The sequence below is a fragment of the Streptomyces sp. NPDC054866 genome (genome assembly GCF_053610745.1).
Genome location: NZ_JBSGZA010000002.1, coordinates 1,025,980 through 1,045,359 on the forward strand (window position 1 = coordinate 1,025,980; position 19,380 = coordinate 1,045,359).

Consider the following 19,380-nt stretch of genomic DNA (forward strand, 5'->3'; position numbering starts at 1 on the left):
CGCACACCCCCGCCAGGACCATCGTGCCACCAACGCGCCATCCGTATGCGGCCGGTGACACATCGTCGGCCAAGGCCGCACGTGCCCTGCGTGGACGCGGCGCGCGGGGGCGCCCTTGGGGCGTATGAACACCGCGCCCCCGCACGGCAATTCGAAGCCCGCGCACGGCCACTAATTCGGCTTGATCGTTTCCATTGCCACACAACTCGTTCGCCAGAAATTCGAATTGTTGCCGGACCCACACCGCAGGCTCCGCAAAGACCCAATCAATCGGACATTTCACCAGAGTCGCCTGCGGGCGTTATGCGACGTTTAAGGGGGATGAGTTGTGACGTACTGGACATTCGGTTGGGTGTATCGGCAGTGACAGAAGGTGAATCTTCCTGTCGGCTCCGATGATTTCCGGGTACTCGGACCGCAATAGCCCTGATCCGTCTGTGATTGAGATGACAGGCGAGTTGGGGGTTTTACGAATACACACGAGCGACGCTAGGGTGCCTCAGATGTTCCACGCTGCCACCATCCCCGCAAGCGCAGTGCGGTCCAGGATCGTCTCACCGAGCTCTTGGTGGGAGGGCCTGTGACGAACTCGGTTCAACCGCACGGCCGCCACCGGGCGCCGCTCCCCCCGGCACATGTGCCCGCGGACGGAGTACCAGGCCCCCGCGTCCCCCAGTCCACCATGGCCGCGACCGTTCCCCACGCCCCGGCCGGCACCACCGCTCGACCCGCCCCGACGGGCCACTCCGGCTCCACGGGCCACCCCGGCTCCACGGGCAGATCCGCATCCACGGGTCAACCCGCCAAGCAGCGCGACTCGTTCTTCGACAACGCCAAGTACCTGGCGATCGTCCTGGTCGCGATGGCGCACGCCTGGGAGCCGCTGACGGACGGCAGCCGCGCCGCAGAGGCGCTGTACATGACCGTCTACACGTTCCACATGCCGGCGTTCATCCTCATCTCCGGCTACTTCTCGCGCAGCTTCGACATGCGGTCCGACCGCCTCAAGCGCCTGGTGACCGGCATCGCCGTGCCGTACGTCATCTTCGAAGTCGCGTACACCTTCTTCAAGCGCTACGCGGACGACGATCCGACGCAGCCGATCAGTCTGCTCGACCCCTGGTACCTCACCTGGTTCCTGGTCGCGCTCTTCGTCTGGCGTCTGACGACCCCGCTGTGGAAGCTGGTCCGCTGGCCGGTGCCGCTCGCGCTCGCCATCGCCGTGCTCGCCACGATCTCTCCGGACATCGGCGACGACCTGGACCTGCAGCGCGTGCTGCAGTTCCTGCCCTTCTTCGTGCTCGGCCTCTTCATGAAGCCCGAGTACTTCCAGCTGGTGCGGCGCCGCGAGGTGCGGCTGCTCTCCATCCCGATCTTCGCGAGCGCGCTGCTCCTCGCGTACTGGGCGGGGCCGCGGATGACGTCGGCCTGGTTCTACCGCCGGGACAGCGCGCAGGAGTTGGGTGCGCCGTGGTGGGCGGGTGTCGTGATGACGCTGGCGCTGTTCGGCTGCTCCGCCATCCTGACCGCCTGCTTCTTCGCGTGGGTTCCGCGCCGGAAGATGTGGTTCACGGTGCTCGGCGCGGGCACGCTGTACGGCTACCTGCTGCACGGCTTCCTCGCCAAGGGCTCGCGTTTCTGGGGCTGGTTCGACGACTACGAGTGGATGCACACGCCTGTTGGACAGGTGATCGTGTCGCTGGTGGCCGCGGCGGTGGTGACGCTTCTCTGTACGCCTCCGGTGCAGCGGATGTTCCGCTTCGCCATGGAGCCGAAGATGGAGTGGGCGTTCAAGCGGGACGCTGCCGCGTTGGCTCGGGAGCGGGCCAAGGCTTCTTCCTAGCGCTGCGACCGGACGCCCAGCAGGGCGCGCATGTTCGCGTATTTCTCCGTGAGGCGATCTCGGGTCGGCCCGTCTAGCTCTGCTAGGCGGGCCGGATTCGCGTTGTGGGTCAGGTCCGCTTCCTTGACCAGGCGGGCGCCGGGGGTTTCGAGGATGCGGGTGGCGTAGGCCTCGGGGGGTTCGCCCGCCCTCTTGGTGAGGGCTCGCACGATGTCCTTCGTACGTGGGGTGAGAGGCGCGTCCCGCAGCCACTCCTCGGTGAGGGCGTTGTCCTCGATGGCGTCGTGGAGCCAGGCCGCGGCGATCTGTTCCGGTGATCCACCGCGGGCCTCGACTCCGTCCGCCACGGCTTGCAGGTGCTCTGTGTAGGGGCGGCCCGCTTTGTCTTTCTGGGTGGCGTGGGCCTGGCGGGCGATGGTCTCTACCTCGGCGAGGGTCAGGGTGGGGCTGGGGTTGGGGTTCATCCGGGAATCTTTCCCCAACCCCGCCCCTTCCCGACTGTGACATTTGCGGCTCCGCCGCGGGCCGCTCTGGCGCGGGGGCCTTGCGTGCCGTCATCACCGGCTCCGCCGAGTTCGTCCTCAAACGCCGGACGGGCTGGAATCCCTCAGCGCCGCCCTCGCCGGCAAGGCCGTCGCCGCCAGGCCCAGCGCCAACGTTGCCGCCACGAACGAGCCGTACAGCAGTGGCGGGATGTACGGGGACTCCCCTGTCAGGCCGTTCATCATGGGGATCAGTGTCGCCATCGCGATCGCCGTGCCGATCACGATTCCCGCGCCCGCGACAAGCAGCGCCTCCCAGCGCACCATCACCATCACCTGGCGCCGGGTCGAGCCGATCAGGCGCAGCGTGCCGAGTTCGCGGCGGCGGTCCAGGACCGTCATCACCAGGGTGTTGACCGCGGCGATCGCCGCGAACCCGCCAAGTACGGCCGCCATCACCGTGTTCGCCCAGGCGTTGACCGCCCGGTCCGTGGACTGCGCGGTGGCGTAGCCGTCGCGGTTCTGGAGTGTGCCGAGGGCCGTGAGGGCCTGCGGCGCCTTGCCCTTCGTCCAGATCTCCGAGGAGAAGGACGAGGTCACGTGCTGCTTCAAGTCCGAGGCGGGGAGCGTCACTTGGGAGAGGCCCAGGCCTCGGTCGTACGTGGCGACCACCTTCCGTGTCGTCTTCGTACCGTCCGGCATCCGCAGGGCGACGCGCTCGCCCGTCTTCACCTTCGCGGAGTCCGCGAGCTTCGCGTCGACGGCGATCTCGCCCTTGCCGAGCGAGGCCATCGTGCCCGTCCTGACGCCCAGGTCCTGGACCTTGGCCAGGTCACGGGGGGAGCCGGTGAGGCCCTGGGCCGACGCGCTCTCCAGCCAGCGGTCGCCGCCCGAGCCCACCGGCACCAGGACGGAGGTCTTGAGGAGGCCCACGGCCGAGGTGACTCCAGGGGCCTGCGCGGCCTTCGTGACCCCGGCCGGGGTCACGCCCGCCCCCGACGCCGTCACGATGTGGTCCGCCGTGATGCCCTCCCGCTGCTGGTCGGCCGCCACCCGGTCCTCGCTGGTGTGCATGAAGACGAGCGTGGACGAGAACGCCATCGCCAGGACGATCGGGGTGATCGCCGAGGCCAGACGGCGCGCGTTCGTACGGGAGTTGGCCGCGGCGAGCGAGGCGGACGCGCCCGCGCCGCGCAGCGGGAGCCCGAACAGGGCCGCGCAGCCGCGGGCGACCAGCGGGCCGAGCAGGGCCACGGCGAGCATGAACAGCATGACGATGCCGAGGGCCACGTTGGCCGCGTCGTCCCCCGTCATGGAGGAGGCGACCCCGGAGAGGACGCAGCCGCCGACGGCCGCCGCGATCCCCAGCGGCGTACGGATCCAGCCGAAGCGCAGGCGTTCCACGGAGGATTCGCTCAGGGCCTGGCCCGGCCTGATGCGGGAGGGGCGGCGGGCCGCCATGTAGCCGGAGACCAGGGCGGTGAGCACGGCCACGCCGACGGCCGATACGAGGGGGATGAACGAGATGGACAGGTCCAGGGCTTCGGGGATCGCGCCCTTGTCCTTCAGCTGGCCGAACCACCAGCCGGCCAGGGCGATTCCGGGCAGCACGCCGACCGCTCCCGCGAGGGGTGCGACGAGCAGGGCCTCGGTGGCGATGGTGCGGCGGATCTGGCGGGGCGTCGTACCGATGGCTCGCAGCAGCGCGTACTCACGGGCTCGCTGGCCGACGGAGAGCGCCACGGTGCCCGCCGCGGTGAACATGGCGACCATGGCCGCGACGCCGCCGAAGGAGCCGCCGATCCCGGTGAGCATCTCCTGCGCGTAGGCCAGCTCGGAGCCCTCGGCCTCGCTGCGGTCGTCGCCGGTGTGGACGTCGGCCTTCTTGCCGATGGCGTGCGCCACCTGGGACTTGAGGGCGTCGTCCGTGACGCCGTCCTTGGGCAGGACGGCCACGGCGTCGATGCGGTCGGGGTGGCCGGAGAGTCGTACGGCGTCGGAGTCGGTGAACCAGGCGGTGGTTGCGCCCTGTTGGGGCCGCACAGTGCCGGAGATCCGGAAGTCGCGCGGCCCGTCCGCCGTGGTGAGTGTGGTGTGCTGGCCGACGGACGCGCCCGGCGCGGCGATGACGACCTCGCCGGGGTGCGGGGCGCGGCCCGCGGTCAGCTTCTCGCCGGTGAAGGCCGTGGAGCCCCAGCCGTGCGCGGTGACTTCCTTGCCGCCGGACTGGACCGGGAAGGTGACGTCCGGCACCGCGGTGCGCGCTCCGGGCACCGAACCCGCCTTGGCCACGAGGGAGTTGTCGACGCGGGCCCGGTCGGGCAGCGGTGTGGCCGACTCGGAGCGGCTGTCACCGCTGCCCGTGACGAAGTGGGCGCGCTGGTCGGCGGCGGCGACCACGGGGGCGTTCGCGTACCGGGTGGGCGGCACCGATGCGCGCGCTCCCGTCTCCAGGAGGATGCCGCAGGCGGAGACGATCAGCGCGGCCATCATCAGCGCGACGAACGTGCCCACGAAGGCGGCGGGTTTGAAGCGGATGGCGGCGCGTGCGAGGCCGTTGGGCATGGATGCCATTACGCGGCCGCTCCCGCGTAGGCCGGAGCGGTCAGCGTCGTCATGCGGGCGGCGATCTCGGCCGCGGATGCCCGCTCCAGGCGGTCCACGATCGCCCCGTCGGCGAGGAAGAGGACCCGGTCGGCGTACGCCGCCGCGGCCGGGTCGTGGGTGACCATGACGACCGTGGCGCCCATGCCGTCGACCGCCGAGCGGAGCAGGGTGAGGATCTCGGCGGCCGTGGTGGTGTCCAGGGCGCCGGTCGGCTCGTCCGCGAAGATCACGTCCGGGTTGGTGACCAGGGCGCGGGCGATCGCGACGCGCTGCTGCTGGCCGCCGGAGAGCTCGCCGGGGCGGCGCTTGTGCTTGTCGCCGCCGAGGCCGACGCGCTGGAGCATGTCGGCGGCCCTGCGGCGGTCGGGGCGGTGTCCCGCGAGGCGCATCGGCAGGACGACGTTCTGCTCGACGGTCAGCGAGGGCAGCAGGTTGAAGGCCTGGAAGACGAAGCCGAGGCGGGTGCGGCGCAGGGCGGTCAGCTTGTTCTCGCTCATGGACGTGATCTCCGTGCCGCCCAGCCGCACCGTGCCCTCGCTCGGCCTGTCGAGTCCGGCCGCGCACTGGAGGAAGGTGGACTTTCCGGAGCCGGACGGGCCCATGACGGCGGTGTAGCTGCCGCGCTCCAGGGCGAGGTCGATGCCGCTGAGGGCGTGCACGGCGCCGGATCCCCTGCCGTACCTGCGGCGCACGCCGTGCAGTTCTACGGCCCAGTCGCCGCCGCGGGGCGCCTCGCCCGGCATCGGGGGCATCGGCTGCACCGCTGAACTGCCCTCGCCGGATCGCTTCTTGCGCCGCAGCCCCATGGCTTCGTCCACCTTCCGTCCGTACGTCCTGATCGATACCTCGAACGTACGGATTCGGGGTGCTGTGGACCATGAGGGTCCCCGGCGGACGCGAGGTAGGGAGAACCCCACCTCCGGTCGCCAAAGGTTGCTCCATCGATCGTTTGGTAAGCTAACTATTGACGCGTTCTTGACGCGCCCTTTGCCATTCGTATGCGGTGGGTGCGTCGCCGACTACCAGGAGGAACGGGCCCATCGGACACGCAGACACCCTGATAGCCATGGGCGGCGCCTTTCTCGCCGCCGCCGTGCTCGCCCGCCTGGGCGGCCGCATCGGACTCCCCACCATTCCGCTCTTCATCCTGGCCGGGATCCTCCTCGGCCCTCACACTCCCGGCGTGGTCCTGCTCTCCGACCCGCACGACCTGGAGATGCTCTCGGCGCTCGGCCTGGTGCTCCTGCTCTTCTACCTGGGCCTCGAGTTCCACATGGACGACCTCAAGACGGGCGGCCGCAAGATGGCCCTCGCCGGAGGTACGTATCTCGCGCTGAACGTCGGCGCGGGCCTCGGCTTCGGATTCGCCCTCGGCTGGGGCACCTCCGAGGCTCTGGTCCTCGCCGGGGTGCTCGGCATCTCGTCGTCGGCGATCGTCACCAAGGTGCTCGTCGACACGGGACGGCTCGGCAATCCGGAGACGAAGCCGATCCTCGGCATCATCGTCGTCGAGGACATCTTCCTGGCGCTCTATCTGGCGGCGCTGCAACCGGTCCTCTCCGGCGCCGACAGCCTCGCCGCGGCGGTCATGGACGGCGGCAAGGCCTTCGGCTTCCTGCTGCTGCTCGCCCTCGTGGCGCGCTTCGGCACGAAGGTGGTCGGGCGGCTCATGGACACCCGCGACGACGAACTGCTCGTCATCTCCTTCCTCGGCGCCGCGGTCTTCGTCGCCGGGGTCTCGGAGTGGTTCGGGGTCGCGGACGCGATCGGCGCGTTCATGGTCGGTCTGATGGTGGGCAGTACGGCGTCCGGCGACCGCGTCCGCAAGCTCGTGCACCCCTTGCGGGACGCCTTCGGGGCGATCTTCTTCTTCGGCTTCGGCCTCTCCATCGACCCGGGTGACCTGCCCACGGTGCTCTGGCCGGTGCTCGCCGCCGTGGCCGTGACGCTGCTCATGAACGTCCTCGCGGGACTCGGGGCGGCGCGTATCTACGGGTTCGGGGCGGGCCCCGCGGCGAACATCTCCACCACCCTGCTCGCGCGCGGCGAGTTCGCCCTGATCCTGGCGACCATGGCGGCCACCGCGGGACTCGACGAGCGGCTCTCCCCCTTCATCGCGGGGTACGTGCTGCTGCTCGCGGTGCTCGGGCCGCTGGCCGCGGGGCGCTCGCGGTGGCTGGCCCGGATCCTGCCGGGCGGGCGTGACGGCGTACAGGAGGCGGAGCCCGAGTTGTCAGGCGCTCGCTGACGGCTCCCGGCAGATAAGGAGCAGCGCCCGGTCGTCGTTCACGTCCTTCGCGACCGCCTCGATCAGATGCCACGCGGCGCCGTGGAAGCCGCCCGCCACATAGCGGTCGGCTTCCCCGGTGAGGCGGTCGATGCCCTCGCTGATGTCGCGGTCGGAGGTCTCCACGATGCCGTCGGTGAACAGCATCAGGACGTCGCCGGGGCGCAGGAGGCCCTTCACCGGGTCGAACTGCGCCCCGTCGTAGACCCCCAGGAGCGGCCCCTCCGCGGCCTTCTCCTCCCAGCGGCCACTGCCCGCGCTGAGCTGGAGGCCCGGCGGGTGACCCGCCGTGAAGAGTTCGTAGTCGCCGGTCTCCAGGTCGAGGACCAGGTGGGTGGAGGTCGCGAAGCCCTCGTCCCAGTCCTGGCGCAGGAGGTAGCCGTTGGCTGCGGTGAGGAACGCGTGCGGCGGCAGCGAGCCGAGCAGACCGCCGAAGGCGCCCGACAGGAGCAGCGCGCGGGAGCCCGCGTCCATGCCCTTGCCGGAGACGTCCGTGAGGACGACCTCCAGGGTGCGGCCGCCGTTCGTGCGGGCCGCGACCACGAAGTCACCCGAGAAGGACTGGCCGCCGGCGGGCCGCAGGGCCATCTCGCGGTGCCAGCCGCGGGGCAGCTTCGGCAACTTGCTCTGTACGCGGATACGTTCGCGCAGGTCGAACAGCATCGTTCCGCCGCCGCGCCACGGCACGCCGACCCTGCTGCGGAACTGCGCGATGATCAACCCGAAGAATCCGCAGGCCGCGACCACGAGAACCACTCCGGGGGTGACCCGTGAGGGCCCTTCCGTGTACGGGCCGAGCTGGACGGACTCCACGATGAGCGCGGCGGCGGCCGTCGCGTACAGGCCGAGGAGGCTGGAGGGGCGAAGCAGCAGGCCGCCGGCCACGATGGGCAGGACGAGCGCGGAGGGCGAGCACCAGACGTTGTTGACGATGGTGCAGAAGGCGATCACCGGGATGGTGACGAGCAGCCCCGCGAGCGCGATCCAGTCCGATCCGTCGCCTCTGAAGTAGTCGACCCCGGATTTGCGCAGCCCTATGCGCGCCCGGTGGATCCGCTTCTTCATCCGGGCTGTGAACGTCTCGGCTTCCGCTCGCCTGCCTGCCATTGCTCCCGGACCCTATCCACCGTGTCAGGCACTTCGCACGGGAGGTGCCGGTTGTCCCCCGTCAGGGGCATGCTGTCAGCCGGCGAAAATCCTGTCGCTCCGCCCGCTTCGTCCTGGTAGGCATGGCATATGACGACGGAATTGCGGGAGTTGCGACAGGAAGACTGGGACGAGTACTACGGCACGCTGGAGCTCGCCTTCGGTGGCGTCGCCGAGGCGAAGGAGGAGCACGAGCTCTGGAACGCGCTGACCGAGTTCGACCGCTTCTTCGGCACCTGGGTGGGCGGGACCTGCGTCGGCACGACGGGGGCGTTCAGCTTCCGCCTCTCCGTGCCGGGCGGCTCCTTGGTGGACGCGGCCGGCGTGACGATGGTCAGCGTCGCGGCGACGCACCGGCGGCGGGGAATCCTGACGTCGATGATGCGGCGCCAGCTCGACGACGTACGCGCGAAGGGCGAGTTCCTTGCCGTGCTCACGGCCTCGGAACCCGCCATCTACGGACGGTTCGGGTACGGCGCGGCGACGCAGCAGCTGAAGGCCGAGATCGACACGTCCCGCGTACGCCTGTCGGTGCCGGCCGGTACGGATGACGTAATACTTCGGTACGCCAAGCCCGCCGACGTCCACGAGGCGTGCGAGGCGCTGTACGCGCGACGGGTGAGCGAGCGGCCGGGAATGCTGGCCAGGCAGCCCGGCTGGGAGCGGCTCGGCCTGCTCGACCCGGAGAGCGAGCGGCATGGTGCGTCGCCGTTGCAGTGCGTGGTCGCCGAGCGCGACGGTGAGCTCGTGGGGTACGCGCGCTTCCACGTGAAGCCCGACTGGGACGTGGCGGGCCCCAAGGGCACGGTCCGGCTGCGCGATCTGGAGGCCGACGACCCGGTGGCGTCCGCGGCGCTGTGGCGATTCCTCTTCGGCATCGACCTGACGTCGACGGTGGAGGCGCACAACCGCCCGGCGGACGACGGGGTGTTCCACCTCGTCTCGGACGTGCGGCGCTGCCGGATCCAGGTGCGGGACTCGCTCCACGTACGCCTGGTGGAGGTGGGAGCCGCCCTGGAGGCGCGCACCTACCGGACGCCGGTGAACCTGGTCCTTGACGTCGAGGACGCCTTCTGCCCCTGGAACGCGGGCCGTTGGCGGCTCACGGGCGACCTGAAGGGCGCGACCTGCGAGCGCACCGACGACGACGCCGATCTCGCCCTGTCCGTACGGGACTTGGGCTCGGCCTACCTCGGCGGCGTGTCCCTGACGTCACTGGCGGCCGCGGGCCGGGTACGGGAACTACGGCCGGGCGCACTGGCCGAGGCGACAACGGCCTTCGGCTCGGACGTCGCGCCGTGGCTGCCGCACGGGTTCTAGCCGGGGGCTTCGGGGCTCTTGCGGCGGGTCCGGCGGGGCCGCTGGCACTTGGGGCACCAGAAGAGGTTGCGGGCGGCGAGATCGGCGGTGCGGATCTCGCCGCCACAGATGTGGCAGGGCATCGTGGCCCTGCGGTACACGTACACCTCGCCGCCGTGGTCGTCCACGCGCGGCGGGCGGCCCATCGCCTCGGGCGTGTGCTCGGGCCTGACGGTGTCGATGCGGTTGAGTCGCACGCCCTCGCGCATCAGGGCGACCAGGTCCTCCCACATCGCAGTCCACAGGGCGGGCTTGATGTCCTTGCCCTGGGTGTACGGGTCGATGCCGTGCCGGAAGAGGACCTCGGCGCGGTAGACGTTGCCGACGCCCGCGATGACCTTCTGGTCCATGAGGAGGGCGGCGATGGTGGTGCGGCTGCGGGCGATGCGGCGGTAGGCCTTGTCCGGGTCGTCCGCTTCCCGCAGGGGGTCCGGACCGAGGCGGGCGTGTATCGCCTGCTTCTCCTCGTCCGTGATGAGGGCGCAGGTGGTGGGGCCGCGGAGGTCGGAGTGGTACGCGTCGTTCAGGAGGCGCAGGCGGACGGTGTCCGTGGGGGGCGGGGCGGGGGTCCCGCCGAGGGCGTACTTGCCGAAGAGGCCGAGGTGGATGTGGATCCAGCCGGTTTCGGCGAAGCCTAGGAAGAGGTGCTTGCCGTGGGCTTCGGCGGTGTCCATCTCCTGCCCGTCCAGGAGGGCCGCGCTGTCGGAGAACTTGCCCTGGGGGCTGGTGACGCGGAGGGGCCCTCGGCCCTCGAAGCAGGCGCGGTGGTCCTCCGCGAGGCGGTGAATCGTGTGCCCCTCCGGCACGGTTCCCTCCGGGGGTGGATGCGGGCAAATCGCCTTGACGGCTCGTCCTCAAACGCCGGACAGGCTGAAAACTGCGGGGCAATCGGGTGGGTGGGCGGGAAGAACAGCCCCTCCGGCGTTTGAGGAGCGGGGTCCGGGGCGGAGCCCCGGGGCCTCGCTACTGCTGCGGGTGGCCCGCCGGGATCGGGGGGAGCTCGCCCGTGGTTTCGTAAGCGGACAGCATGTCGATCCGCCGAGTGTGACGCTCTTCACCCGAGTACGGCGTCGCCAGGAAGATCTCGACGAACTTCGTCGCCTCTTCCCGCGTGTGCATCCGGCCGCCGATCGACACCACGTTCGCGTCGTTGTGCTCACGCCCGAGCGCGGCCGTCTGCTCGCTCCAGGCGAGGGCGGCCCGCACCCCCTTCACCTTGTTCGCGGCGATCTGCTCTCCGTTGCCGGAGCCCCCGATCACGATGCCGAGGGACCCCGGGTCCCCTGCCGTGCCCTCCGCGGCGCGGAGGCAGAAGGGGGGGTAGTCGTCCTGGGCGTCATAGATGTGGGGCCCGCAGTCGACGGGCTCGTGGCCGTGGCTCTTGAGCCACTCGACCAGGTGGTTCTTCAGTTCGTAGCCGGCATGATCCGAGCCGAGGTACACGCGCATGCGACTGAGTGTGGCACGTCACGGGGCGGGTAGCGGCGTCCGGGGGCAGGACCTTGGTCACCAAGGTCTGGGCCAATGGGCCGGAATATCACGATCCGGAGTCAGGACTTCCGTCACGTACACCCCTGAGTTTGAATGCGGGGGCTCGTGACCCGAGAACTTAAGGATTCGTCCATGACCTCGCAACCCTCCCTTGCGAAGGCAGACCGCAACCCCGTCGATCCTGGGGATTCGCAGTCTGGAGACACCGGCGACGGCCTCAAGGCCGGGCTGAAGAACCGCCACCTCTCCATGATCGCCATCGGTGGCGTCATCGGAGCGGGACTTTTCGTCGGCTCAAGCTCCGGCATCGCCGCCGCAGGCCCCGCCATCCTCGTGTCGTACGCCCTCGTCGGCACGATGGTGGTCCTCGTGATGCGGATGCTGGGCGAGATGGCCGCCGCACGGCCCACCTCCGGCTCCTTCTCCACCTACGCGGACCAGGCGCTCGGCCGCTGGGCCGGATTCTCCATCGGCTGGCTCTACTGGTTCTTCTGGGTCGTGGTGCTCGCGGTCGAGGCCACCGCCGGAGCCGTCATCCTCAACGGCTGGATACCCTCCGTCCCGCAGTGGGGCTGGGCGCTCATCGTGATGGTGGTGCTCACCGCGACGAACCTCGTCTCGGTCGGCTCCTACGGTGAGTTCGAGTTCTGGTTCGCCGGCATCAAGGTCGTCGCCATCGGCGGCTTCGTGATCATCGGTCTGCTCGCCGTCTTCGGCGTGCTGCCCGGCTCCGACAACCCCGGCGCCGGATTCGCGCACCTCACCGACGCGGGCGGATTCATGCCCAACGGCGCGGGCGCCATCCTCACCGGTGTACTCATGGTCGTCTTCTCGTTCATGGGCTCCGAGATCGTCACGCTGGCCGCAGGTGAGTCCGAGGACCCGCAGCGCGCCGTCACCAAGGCGACGAACAGCGTCATCTGGCGTATCGGTGTCTTCTACCTGGGCTCGATCTTCGTCGTCGTCACGCTGCTTCCCTGGGACGACAAGTCGATCCTCAAGGACGGTTCGTACGTCGCCGCGCTGAACTCGATCGGCATTCCGCACGCCGGTCAGGTCATGAACGTCATCGTCCTGACCGCCGTCCTCTCCTGCCTCAACTCCGGGCTCTACACCGCATCCCGTATGGCCTTCTCGCTCGGCCAGCGCGGTGACGCGCCCAAGGCCTTCGCGCGGACCAACGCCCGTGGTGTGCCGATCGCCGCGATCCTCGGCTCGGTCGTCTTCGGCTTCCTCGCCGTCTGGTTCAACTACCAGTGGAAGGACACCGTCTTCGACTTCCTGCTGAACTCGTCGGGCGCGGTGGCCCTGTTCGTCTGGCTGATGATCGCGTTCACGCAGCTGCGGATGCGCGGGATCATCCTGCGCGAGCAGCCGGAGAAGCTCGTCGTGAAGATGTGGCTCTTCCCGTACCTGACGTGGGTCACGATCGCGATGATCTCGTTCGTGCTCGTCTACATGCTGACCGACGAGACCGGGCGCAAGCAGGTCCTTCTCTCGCTGCTCGCTGCGGCGTTCGTGGTCGTCTTCTCCCTCGTACGTGAGAAGGTCCGGCCCCGCGACGCCGCGGAGGCGAGTGTCGAAACCGACACCGTCGACGCCTAGCCCGTCCCGTCCGACGGTGGCGCGGTCGACGTGCCCGCCACCGTCGGCGGAGGCGTGCTCGGTCCCGGCGGCCCGCCGCCGCCCGGATCGCGCGCCGTGAAGAACATGACGGCCGCCACGGCGGCCGCGACCAGCAGCACCACGGCGGGCAGCAGGTGCCGCCGCCAGTCGGGCCGAGGGCGGTCGTCGAGCTCACGCGATGACGGCGTGGGCCTCGTGAGCACCGCCCGCAGCGCCTCCTCCACCGCGTCCAGGTCCGGCCGCGCCGCCGGGTCCTTGGCCAGGAGCGCCGAGAGGAGCGGGCGTAACCCGCTTGGTTCCTGCGGCAGTTCGGGCGCCTCGTGCAGGACCGCGACCAGCGTGTTCAGGGCCGAAGCGCGGGCGAACGGCGAGCTGCCGCGCAGCGCAGTGCAGAGCGTCGCCCCCAGGGACCAGAGGTCGGACGACGGCCCCTGCTCGGCCCCGGAGACCCGCTCGGGAGCCATGTACTCGGGCGAGCCCACCAGCATCCCCGTCTGCGTGAGGCGGCCCGTGTCCTGGAGCGCCGCGATGCCGAAGTCCGTGAGGACGACCCGGCCGGCAGGCCCTCCCGGGCCGAGCAGGACGTTCTCCGGCTTGATGTCACGGTGCACGACACCCGCCGCGTGCACCCTCCGCAGCGCCGCCACCAGGGCGAGGCCGACGCGCGCCACCGCGCGCTCGTCCAGGGGCCCCTCGTCGTCGACGTACCGGGCGAGCGAGCGGGCGTCGACCAGTTCCATGACGATCCAGAGGCGGCCGTCCTCCTCGGCGACGTCATAGACGCGTACGACACCGGGGTGATCGATCCGCGCGCTGGCCCGCGCCTCGCGCAGCGCGCGTTCTCTGCGGACGCGCGCGTCCTCCGTCTCGGGGCCTTCGAAGGCTCCCTCGACCCGCATCTCCTTCACCGCCACGCGGCGGTCGAGGAGTTCGTCGGCCGCGCGCCAGACGCGGCCCATGCCGCCCTGGCCGATGACGTCGAGCAGGCGGTATCGGCCCGCCACCACGCGAAGCTCCGGCATGGGTCCACCCCCAACCTCCTTTCATGACAGCACCTCGGCAGAGGTCCGGAAAACTTGACGGCGGATGTCAGGTTTTGCGGGGAAGCTCTGTCGCGTCAGCAGCACTTCTTGGAGGATCACCGTGGACTTCACCGCTCAGCGACTCGTGTTCCGGCCCGGCGACGACGGGTACGACGAGGAGATCGCCGGATTCCAGACCGGTTTCACGCAGCGGCCCGCGATCGTGTTCGCGGCCGGGAGCGCCGATGACGTCGTCGCCGCCGTGTCGTACGCCGCGGACGCGGGGCTGCCCGTCGGCGTCCAGGCCACCGGGCACGGGCTTCCGGGGTCCTCGGAGGGCGGCGTACTGATCAGCACCCGGCGGATGGACTCCGTCCGGATCGACGCCGGCGCGCGCACGGTCACCGTCGGCGCGGGCGTCCGCTGGGGCCAGGTCGTCGAGGCCGCGGCGGCGCACGGGCTCGCGCCGCTGAACGGTTCGGCGCCGGGCGTGGGAGCCGTCTCGTACACGCTGGGCGGCGGACTCGGCATCCTGGCGCGGGAGTTCGGGTACGCGGCCGACCACGTCCGGTGGCTCGACGTCGTCACTGCGGACGGCACCCCGCGGCACGTCACGGCGGAGAGCGAGCCCGAGCTCTTCTGGGGGCTGCTCGGCGGGGGCGCGAACCTCGGGGTGGTGACGGCCCTGGAGATCGGGCTCGTGCCGGTGGCGCGGCTGTACGGCGGGGCGATCGAGTTCGACGGCCGTGAGGTGGACCCCGGCCGTGTGCTCCGGGCGTACGAGGCGTGGACGCGGACGGTGCCGGACGAGGTGACCTCGTCGGTGGCGGCCCTCGTCTACCCGGACATGCCGCAGCTGCCGCCCCATCTGCGGGGCCGCTATCTCGTGACGGTCCGGGTCGCCTGGACGGGCTCGGAGGCGGAGGGCGAACGGCTCGTGGCGCCGCTGCGGGAGATCGGGCCCATGGTGTCGGACTCGCTGCGGGAGATGCCGTACACCGACAGCCACACGATCCACAGCGACCCCGACTTCCCGCACTCCTACTACGGGGACAGCGTGGTGGTGGGCGAGCTGGATCTCGCGGCGGCGAGTGAGCTGTTGTCGATGACCGGTCCGGCCGCCGAGAAGATGCACGTCGTCCAGATCAACCAGCTGGGCGGGGCGCTGGCGAAGCCCGCGGGAAACGCCGTGCCCTACCGGGACGCGGGGTGGCTGGTGCGGGTGCTCTCGCCGCTGGACGCGTCCGGCCTCGGCGCGGTGCGGGCCGTGCAGGACCGGGCATTCGGGCTCTTCGCGCCGGGGGCGGTGGGGCGGCTGGGGGCTGTGGGGCGGCTGCTCAACTTCGCCTTCGCCGCCGGGGACCGTCCCGAGGGCCTGTACGACGCGGAGACGCGGAAGAGGCTCGCCGAGCTGAAGGCCACGTACGACCCGGCGAACCTCTTCAGGCGGAACTACGGCGTGGGGAACGCCGGTTGAGCTAGCGGTCGAGCAGCTTCCACGCCGTGGGCAGCGCGCCCATCGCGAGCGCGGCCTTGAGGGCGTCGCCGATCAGGAAGGGCGTGAGCCCGGCGGCGACGGCCTGGGTCATCGACATGCCGGTCGCGGCGGCGAGGTACGGAACGCCGACCGCGTAGATGATCGCCGAGCCGAGCACCATCGTGCCCGCGGTACGCAGGACGGAACGGTCGCCGCCGCGGCGGGCGAGGGCGCCGGCCACGGTGGCGGCGAGCAGCATGCCGAGGACGTAGCCGAGGGACGGCGCGGCGACGCCGGAGCCCGCCTCCGCGAACCACGGCATGCCCGCCATGCCGACGAGCGCGTACACCGCGAGGGAGAGGAAGCCGCGGCGGGCGCCGAGGGCGGTGCCGACGAGGAGGGCGGCGAAGGTCTGCCCGGTCACCGGTACGGGGGAGCCCGGGACGGGCACGGCGATCTGGGCCGCGATGCCGGTGAGGGCGGCGCCGCCGAGGACGAAGGCCGCGTCCTTCGCGCGGGACGCGGGCAGCAGGTCCGCGAGGACCTGGCCGGGACGGGAAGAGACGGCGGCGATGCTCATCGGGACTCCGCGGGTTCTGGGACGGGCAGATGGGACCCCAGGACGCTATCTCAGGCGGGGGCGCCTTTCACCGGCGGTGGGCGACAAGGTGCCGGGTGGCCCGGTGGTGGGTTCCGCACAAAGCGCGGGGGGTACCCCTGCGAGGGGCGTGACGCTCGTCACCTCGGCGGGTGGCGACTTGGGCCCGCTTTGCGCGGGGGGCTGTCGCCCGGAGAGACTGTAGGTTCCCGCCAAGTCCTTCTGTGAGCCCGAGAGCAGCCTGAGCACCATGCACGACGCACCCCTGGCCACAACGGCAACAGAACCCGAGCCGCTCGGCGGGGGCCTCAAGCAGCGGCATCTCACCATGCTCGGGCTCGGTGGTGTCATCGGGGCCGGGCTCTTCGTCGGCTCCGGGGCCGGGATCGCCGTCGCAGGGCCCGGGATCGTCGTCTCGTACCTCATCGCCGGTGCGCTGGCGATGTGCGTCATGCGGATGCTCGGCGAGATGTCGGCCGCGATGCCCGCATCCGGGTCCTTCTCCGTGCACGCCGAGCGCGCCCTCGGCCGCTGGGCGGGGTTCAGCGTCGGGTGGCTCTACTGGTTCCTGCTGGTCGTCGTGCTCGCCGTGGAGGCGACCGGCGCCGCGCAGATCGCGGGCGGCTGGGCGCCTGCGGTACCGCAGTGGGCCTGGGTGCTCATCTTCATGCTGGTGTTCACGGCGGCCAACCTCGCCGCCGTGAAGAACTTCGGCGAGTTCGAGTTCTGGTTCGCCGCCCTGAAGGTCTTCGCGATCGTCGCGTTCCTGGTGCTCGGGCTGCTCGCGATCTTCGGGGTGCTGCCGGACACCGACCCGGTCGGGTTCACCAACCTCACCGGGCACGGCGGTTTCCTGCCCAACGGCTGGGAGGGCGTGACGTCCGGCGTGCTCGCCGTCGTCTTCGCCTTCGGCGGCCTGGAGGTCGTGACGATCGCCGCGGCCGAGTCCGACGACCCGGTGCGCTCGGTCGCCCGCGCCGTGCGCAGCGCCGTCTACCGCATCCTCTTCTTCTACGTCGGTTCGATGCTGGTCATCGTGACGGTGCTGCCGTGGACGGCGGAGAAGGCAGGCGTCAGTCCGTATGTGACGGTCCTCGACTCGATCGGGGTGCCGTCCGCGGGCACGATCATGAACATCGTGGTGTTCGTCGCGCTGCTCTCGGCGCTGAACGCCAACCTCTACGGCTCGTCCCGGATGGTCTTCTCGCTGGCCGAGCGCGGCGAGGCACCCAAGGCCCTGCTGAAGGTGTCGGGCGGCGGGGTCCCGCGCCGCGCGGTCCTCGCGTCGGTGGCCTTCGGCTTCGTGTCCGTCGTACTGAATCTGAAGTGGCCGGACTCGGTCTTCCTCTACATGCTCAACTCCGTCGGCGCGGTGCTGCTCTTCGTGTGGGCGCTGATCGCGGTCTCCCAGCTGCGGCTGCGGCGGCGCATCGAGCGTGAGGCCCCGGAGCGGCTCGTGCTGCGGATGTGGGCGTTCCCGTATCTGACGTGGGCGGCGCTCGCGGCGATGGCGGCCGTGCTCGGTCTGATGCTGACCGACGACGGGGCGCGGCCTCAGCTGCTGTGGTCGGCGGGCGCGACGGGCCTGGTGCTCGTGGTCGCGGGGCTGCGGGAGTGGCGCATCAGGGCTGCGTGAGTGGCGCGTCGGGAGGGGCGTGAGGCGCGCATGAAACGGGTGTGAACAAATCGTGCCCGCTTCTTCACAACGTGTGAGCGTCGTGTCCGTATAGCGGTCAGGTGTTCCCTGTCAGCGGTGCCGGACTTCAGACTGTGGGCCGCTCTCTCACCCCGCTCAGCTCCCGTCTCCGCTCCCCCGTCTCAGCTACTGAACAGGGCACGCCCATGTCTCGGACGTCCACCCCCCAGGACGCATCAACCGACGAGGCCCCCGAGGCCCCCAAGGTCGATTCACCGCTCGTCCACGGCCTCAAGCAGCGGCATCTCTCCATGATCGCCCTCGGTGGCGTCATCGGAGCGGGCCTCTTCGTGGGCTCCGGAGCGGGCATCGCCGCGGCCGGACCTTCGATCGTCCTCGCCTACGCGATATCCGGCGCGCTCGTCATGCTCGTGATGCGCATGCTCGGTGAGATGTCGGCGGCGAACCCGGCGTCCGGCTCCTTCTCGGTCCACGCCGAGCGTGCGATCGGCCCGTGGGCGGGCTTCACCGCGGGCTGGGGCTTCTGGTTCCTGCTCTGCGTCGCCGTCGGCCTCGAAGGCATCGGCGCCGCGAAGATCATGGTGGGCTGGTTCCCCGACAGCCCCGAGTGGGCCTGGGTCGCGCTGTTCATGCTGGTGTTCTGCGGGGCCAACCTGACGGCAGTGAAGAACTTCGGCGAGTTCGAGTTCTGGTTCGCCGCCCTCAAGGTCGGCGCGATCACGCTCTTCCTGGGCATCGGCGTCCTGGCGATCCTCGGGCTCCTGCCCGGCTCGGACGTCTCCGCCCCCGGCACGGCCAACCTCACCGGTGAGGGCGGCTTCATGCCGAACGGCACGGACGGCCTGATCATCGGCCTCCTCGCGTCCGTCTTCGCGTACGGCGGTCTGGAGACCGTCACGATCGCGGCCGCGGAGTCCAAGAACCCGGTCCAGAGCGTCGCCAAGGCCGTGCGCACGGCGATGTGGCGCATCGCCCTCTTCTACGTCGGCTCGATGCTCGTCGTCGTCACGCTGCTCCCCTGGGACAACAAGGAAGTCGTGGCGAAGGGCCCGTACGTCGCCACCCTCGACCACCTGGGCATCCCCGGCGCCGGCCAGATCATGAACGTCATCGTCCTGATCGCCCTGCTCTCCGCGATGAACGCCAACATCTACGGCGCTTCGCGCATGTCGTACTCCCTGATCGCGCGCGGCCAGGGCCCCAAGGTGCTCGGCCGCGTCGACAGCGGCGTCCCGCGCCTCGCGGTCCTCGCCTCCTCGGTCTTCGGCTTCGTCTGCGTCCTGCTCAGCTACTGGCGCCCGGACGACGTCTTCCCCTGGCTCCTGAACATGATCGGCGCGATGATCCTGGTCGTCTGGATCTTCATCGCCGTCTCGCAGCTGATCCTGCGCCGCAGGACAGAGCGCGAGGAGCCGGAGAAGCTGGTCGTGAAGATGTGGGCCTACCCGTTCCTGACGTGGATCGCCCTGGCCGCGATGGCGTACATCTTCTACCTGATGACGGAACAGCCGGACACGCGCAAGCAGCTCCTGGCGACGGGCACGCTGACGCTGGTGCTCGCGATCATCGGATTCGTACGGCAGAAGATGGCGGAGAAGCGGGCGACTGTCGCCGCCGAGTAACGACACCTTCCCCGAGAGGGCCCCGAGTCGACGGACTCGGGGCCCTCTCGCGTTCCCCCCCCCGGCCTCCGGACCTAGGACGAAGGGCTGATCAACTCCGAGGCACTCCTGCTGCTAGCCTGCACTTGCATATAGGTTGCAATAAGCGTTGCACCACAGCAGA

The 19,380-nt window shown here is 70.4% G+C and carries 15 protein-coding genes; 7 read left to right on the forward strand and 8 right to left on the reverse strand.

All coding sequences use genetic code 11. The features are described 5' to 3' along the window. The first annotated feature begins 580 nt into the window (after nucleotides 1-580). The gene (locus ACWGI2_RS13360; RefSeq protein ID WP_453395546.1) at nucleotides 581-1,843 is read left to right on the forward strand and encodes an acyltransferase family protein; all 1,263 of its coding nucleotides are present in this window, start codon (nucleotides 581-583) and stop codon (nucleotides 1,841-1,843) included. Here the strand turns inward: ACWGI2_RS13360 and ACWGI2_RS13365 are convergent. From ACWGI2_RS13365 to ACWGI2_RS13375, 3 genes are all read right to left on the reverse strand, one after another. Further along, the gene (locus ACWGI2_RS13365; protein ID WP_453695327.1) at nucleotides 1,840-2,307 is read right to left on the reverse strand and encodes an HD domain-containing protein; all 468 of its coding nucleotides are present in this window, start codon (nucleotides 2,305-2,307) and stop codon (nucleotides 1,840-1,842) included. The genes ACWGI2_RS13360 and ACWGI2_RS13365 overlap by 4 nt on opposite strands. Before the next feature lie 117 nt (nucleotides 2,308-2,424). Beyond that, nucleotides 2,425-4,899, reverse strand: coding sequence for an FtsX-like permease family protein (locus ACWGI2_RS13370; RefSeq protein WP_453695328.1), 2,475 nt, complete (start codon nucleotides 4,897-4,899; stop codon nucleotides 2,425-2,427). Continuing rightward, the gene (locus ACWGI2_RS13375) at nucleotides 4,899-5,684 is read right to left on the reverse strand and encodes an ABC transporter ATP-binding protein (RefSeq protein WP_237330627.1); all 786 of its coding nucleotides are present in this window, start codon (nucleotides 5,682-5,684) and stop codon (nucleotides 4,899-4,901) included. Before ACWGI2_RS13375 ends, ACWGI2_RS13370 begins: the two co-directional genes overlap by 1 nt. 314 nt (nucleotides 5,685-5,998) lie before the next feature. Between ACWGI2_RS13375 and ACWGI2_RS13380 the strand changes: the two genes are divergently transcribed. Then, nucleotides 5,999-7,180: a cation:proton antiporter gene (locus ACWGI2_RS13380; protein WP_453395549.1), complete on the forward strand. Its 1,182-nt coding sequence runs from the start codon at nucleotides 5,999-6,001 to the stop codon at nucleotides 7,178-7,180. Here ACWGI2_RS13380 and ACWGI2_RS13385 read toward each other — a convergent pair. Then, the gene (locus ACWGI2_RS13385) at nucleotides 7,166-8,326 is read right to left on the reverse strand and encodes a PP2C family protein-serine/threonine phosphatase (RefSeq protein WP_453395550.1); all 1,161 of its coding nucleotides are present in this window, start codon (nucleotides 8,324-8,326) and stop codon (nucleotides 7,166-7,168) included. The genes ACWGI2_RS13380 and ACWGI2_RS13385 overlap by 15 nt on opposite strands. 129 nt (nucleotides 8,327-8,455) lie before the next feature. Between ACWGI2_RS13385 and ACWGI2_RS13390 the strand changes: the two genes are divergently transcribed. Next, on the forward strand, nucleotides 8,456-9,685 hold the full coding sequence (locus ACWGI2_RS13390) for a GNAT family N-acetyltransferase (protein WP_453695329.1): 1,230 nt from the start codon (nucleotides 8,456-8,458) through the stop codon (nucleotides 9,683-9,685). On the opposite strand, the gene ACWGI2_RS13395 is transcribed toward ACWGI2_RS13390, so the two are convergent. Together ACWGI2_RS13395 and ACWGI2_RS13400 are read right to left on the reverse strand one after the other, a co-directional pair. Further along, nucleotides 9,682-10,530, reverse strand: a complete 849-nt coding sequence (locus tag ACWGI2_RS13395) for an Fpg/Nei family DNA glycosylase (protein ID WP_453695331.1) — start codon at nucleotides 10,528-10,530, stop codon at nucleotides 9,682-9,684. The genes ACWGI2_RS13390 and ACWGI2_RS13395 overlap by 4 nt on opposite strands. Before the next feature lie 157 nt (nucleotides 10,531-10,687). Further along, on the reverse strand, nucleotides 10,688-11,173 hold the full coding sequence (locus ACWGI2_RS13400; RefSeq protein ID WP_453395553.1) for a ribose-5-phosphate isomerase: 486 nt from the start codon (nucleotides 11,171-11,173) through the stop codon (nucleotides 10,688-10,690). A 174-nt stretch (nucleotides 11,174-11,347) separates the two neighbouring features. Between ACWGI2_RS13400 and ACWGI2_RS13405 the strand changes: the two genes are divergently transcribed. After that, nucleotides 11,348-12,820: an amino acid permease gene (locus ACWGI2_RS13405; protein WP_453395554.1), complete on the forward strand. Its 1,473-nt coding sequence runs from the start codon at nucleotides 11,348-11,350 to the stop codon at nucleotides 12,818-12,820. Here ACWGI2_RS13405 and ACWGI2_RS13410 read toward each other — a convergent pair. Continuing rightward, the gene (locus ACWGI2_RS13410) at nucleotides 12,817-13,863 is read right to left on the reverse strand and encodes a serine/threonine-protein kinase (protein WP_453695333.1); all 1,047 of its coding nucleotides are present in this window, start codon (nucleotides 13,861-13,863) and stop codon (nucleotides 12,817-12,819) included. The genes ACWGI2_RS13405 and ACWGI2_RS13410 overlap by 4 nt on opposite strands. Before the next feature lie 121 nt (nucleotides 13,864-13,984). On the opposite strand from ACWGI2_RS13410, the gene ACWGI2_RS13415 reads away from it, so the two are divergent. Beyond that, nucleotides 13,985-15,340 (forward strand): FAD-binding oxidoreductase, encoded by a 1,356-nt coding sequence (locus ACWGI2_RS13415; RefSeq protein ID WP_453695335.1) that lies wholly within the window; start codon nucleotides 13,985-13,987, stop codon nucleotides 15,338-15,340. Between the two features lies 1 nt (nucleotide 15,341). Here the strand turns inward: ACWGI2_RS13415 and ACWGI2_RS13420 are convergent, their stop codons facing one another. Continuing rightward, the gene (locus tag ACWGI2_RS13420) at nucleotides 15,342-15,920 is read right to left on the reverse strand and encodes a biotin transporter BioY (protein ID WP_453395557.1); all 579 of its coding nucleotides are present in this window, start codon (nucleotides 15,918-15,920) and stop codon (nucleotides 15,342-15,344) included. Between the two features lie 268 nt (nucleotides 15,921-16,188). Between ACWGI2_RS13420 and ACWGI2_RS13425 the strand changes: the two genes are divergently transcribed. Together ACWGI2_RS13425 and ACWGI2_RS13430 are read left to right on the forward strand one after the other, a co-directional pair. Beyond that, nucleotides 16,189-17,574, forward strand: coding sequence for an amino acid permease (locus ACWGI2_RS13425; RefSeq protein ID WP_453695337.1), 1,386 nt, complete (start codon nucleotides 16,189-16,191; stop codon nucleotides 17,572-17,574). 206 nt (nucleotides 17,575-17,780) lie between these two features. Continuing rightward, nucleotides 17,781-19,217: an amino acid permease gene (locus ACWGI2_RS13430; RefSeq protein WP_453395559.1), complete on the forward strand. Its 1,437-nt coding sequence runs from the start codon at nucleotides 17,781-17,783 to the stop codon at nucleotides 19,215-19,217. Nucleotides 19,218-19,380 lie beyond the last annotated feature (163 nt).

What these genes read in the sequence shown, in the direction of transcription:
- ACWGI2_RS13365 (WP_453695327.1), bottom strand. Translation starts at nt 2,307, where the DNA reads ATGAACCCCAACCCCAGCCCCACCCTGACCCTCGCCGAGGTAGAGACC.
- ACWGI2_RS13370 (WP_453695328.1), bottom strand. Translation starts at nt 4,899, where the DNA reads ATGGCATCCATGCCCAACGGCCTCGCACGCGCCGCCATCCGCTTCAAA.
- ACWGI2_RS13375 (WP_237330627.1), bottom strand. Translation starts at nt 5,684, where the DNA reads ATGCCCCCGATGCCGGGCGAGGCGCCCCGCGGCGGCGACTGGGCCGTA.
- ACWGI2_RS13380 (WP_453395549.1), top strand. Translation starts at nt 5,999, where the DNA reads ATGGGCGGCGCCTTTCTCGCCGCCGCCGTGCTCGCCCGCCTGGGCGGC.
- ACWGI2_RS13385 (WP_453395550.1), bottom strand. Translation starts at nt 8,326, where the DNA reads ATGGCAGGCAGGCGAGCGGAAGCCGAGACGTTCACAGCCCGGATGAAG.
- ACWGI2_RS13390 (WP_453695329.1), top strand. Translation starts at nt 8,456, where the DNA reads ATGACGACGGAATTGCGGGAGTTGCGACAGGAAGACTGGGACGAGTAC.
- ACWGI2_RS13400 (WP_453395553.1), bottom strand. Translation starts at nt 11,173, where the DNA reads ATGCGCGTGTACCTCGGCTCGGATCATGCCGGCTACGAACTGAAGAAC.
- ACWGI2_RS13405 (WP_453395554.1), top strand. Translation starts at nt 11,348, where the DNA reads ATGACCTCGCAACCCTCCCTTGCGAAGGCAGACCGCAACCCCGTCGAT.
- ACWGI2_RS13410 (WP_453695333.1), bottom strand. Translation starts at nt 13,863, where the DNA reads ATGCCGGAGCTTCGCGTGGTGGCGGGCCGATACCGCCTGCTCGACGTC.
- ACWGI2_RS13420 (WP_453395557.1), bottom strand. Translation starts at nt 15,920, where the DNA reads ATGAGCATCGCCGCCGTCTCTTCCCGTCCCGGCCAGGTCCTCGCGGAC.
- ACWGI2_RS13425 (WP_453695337.1), top strand. Translation starts at nt 16,189, where the DNA reads ATGCACGACGCACCCCTGGCCACAACGGCAACAGAACCCGAGCCGCTC.
- ACWGI2_RS13430 (WP_453395559.1), top strand. Translation starts at nt 17,781, where the DNA reads ATGTCTCGGACGTCCACCCCCCAGGACGCATCAACCGACGAGGCCCCC.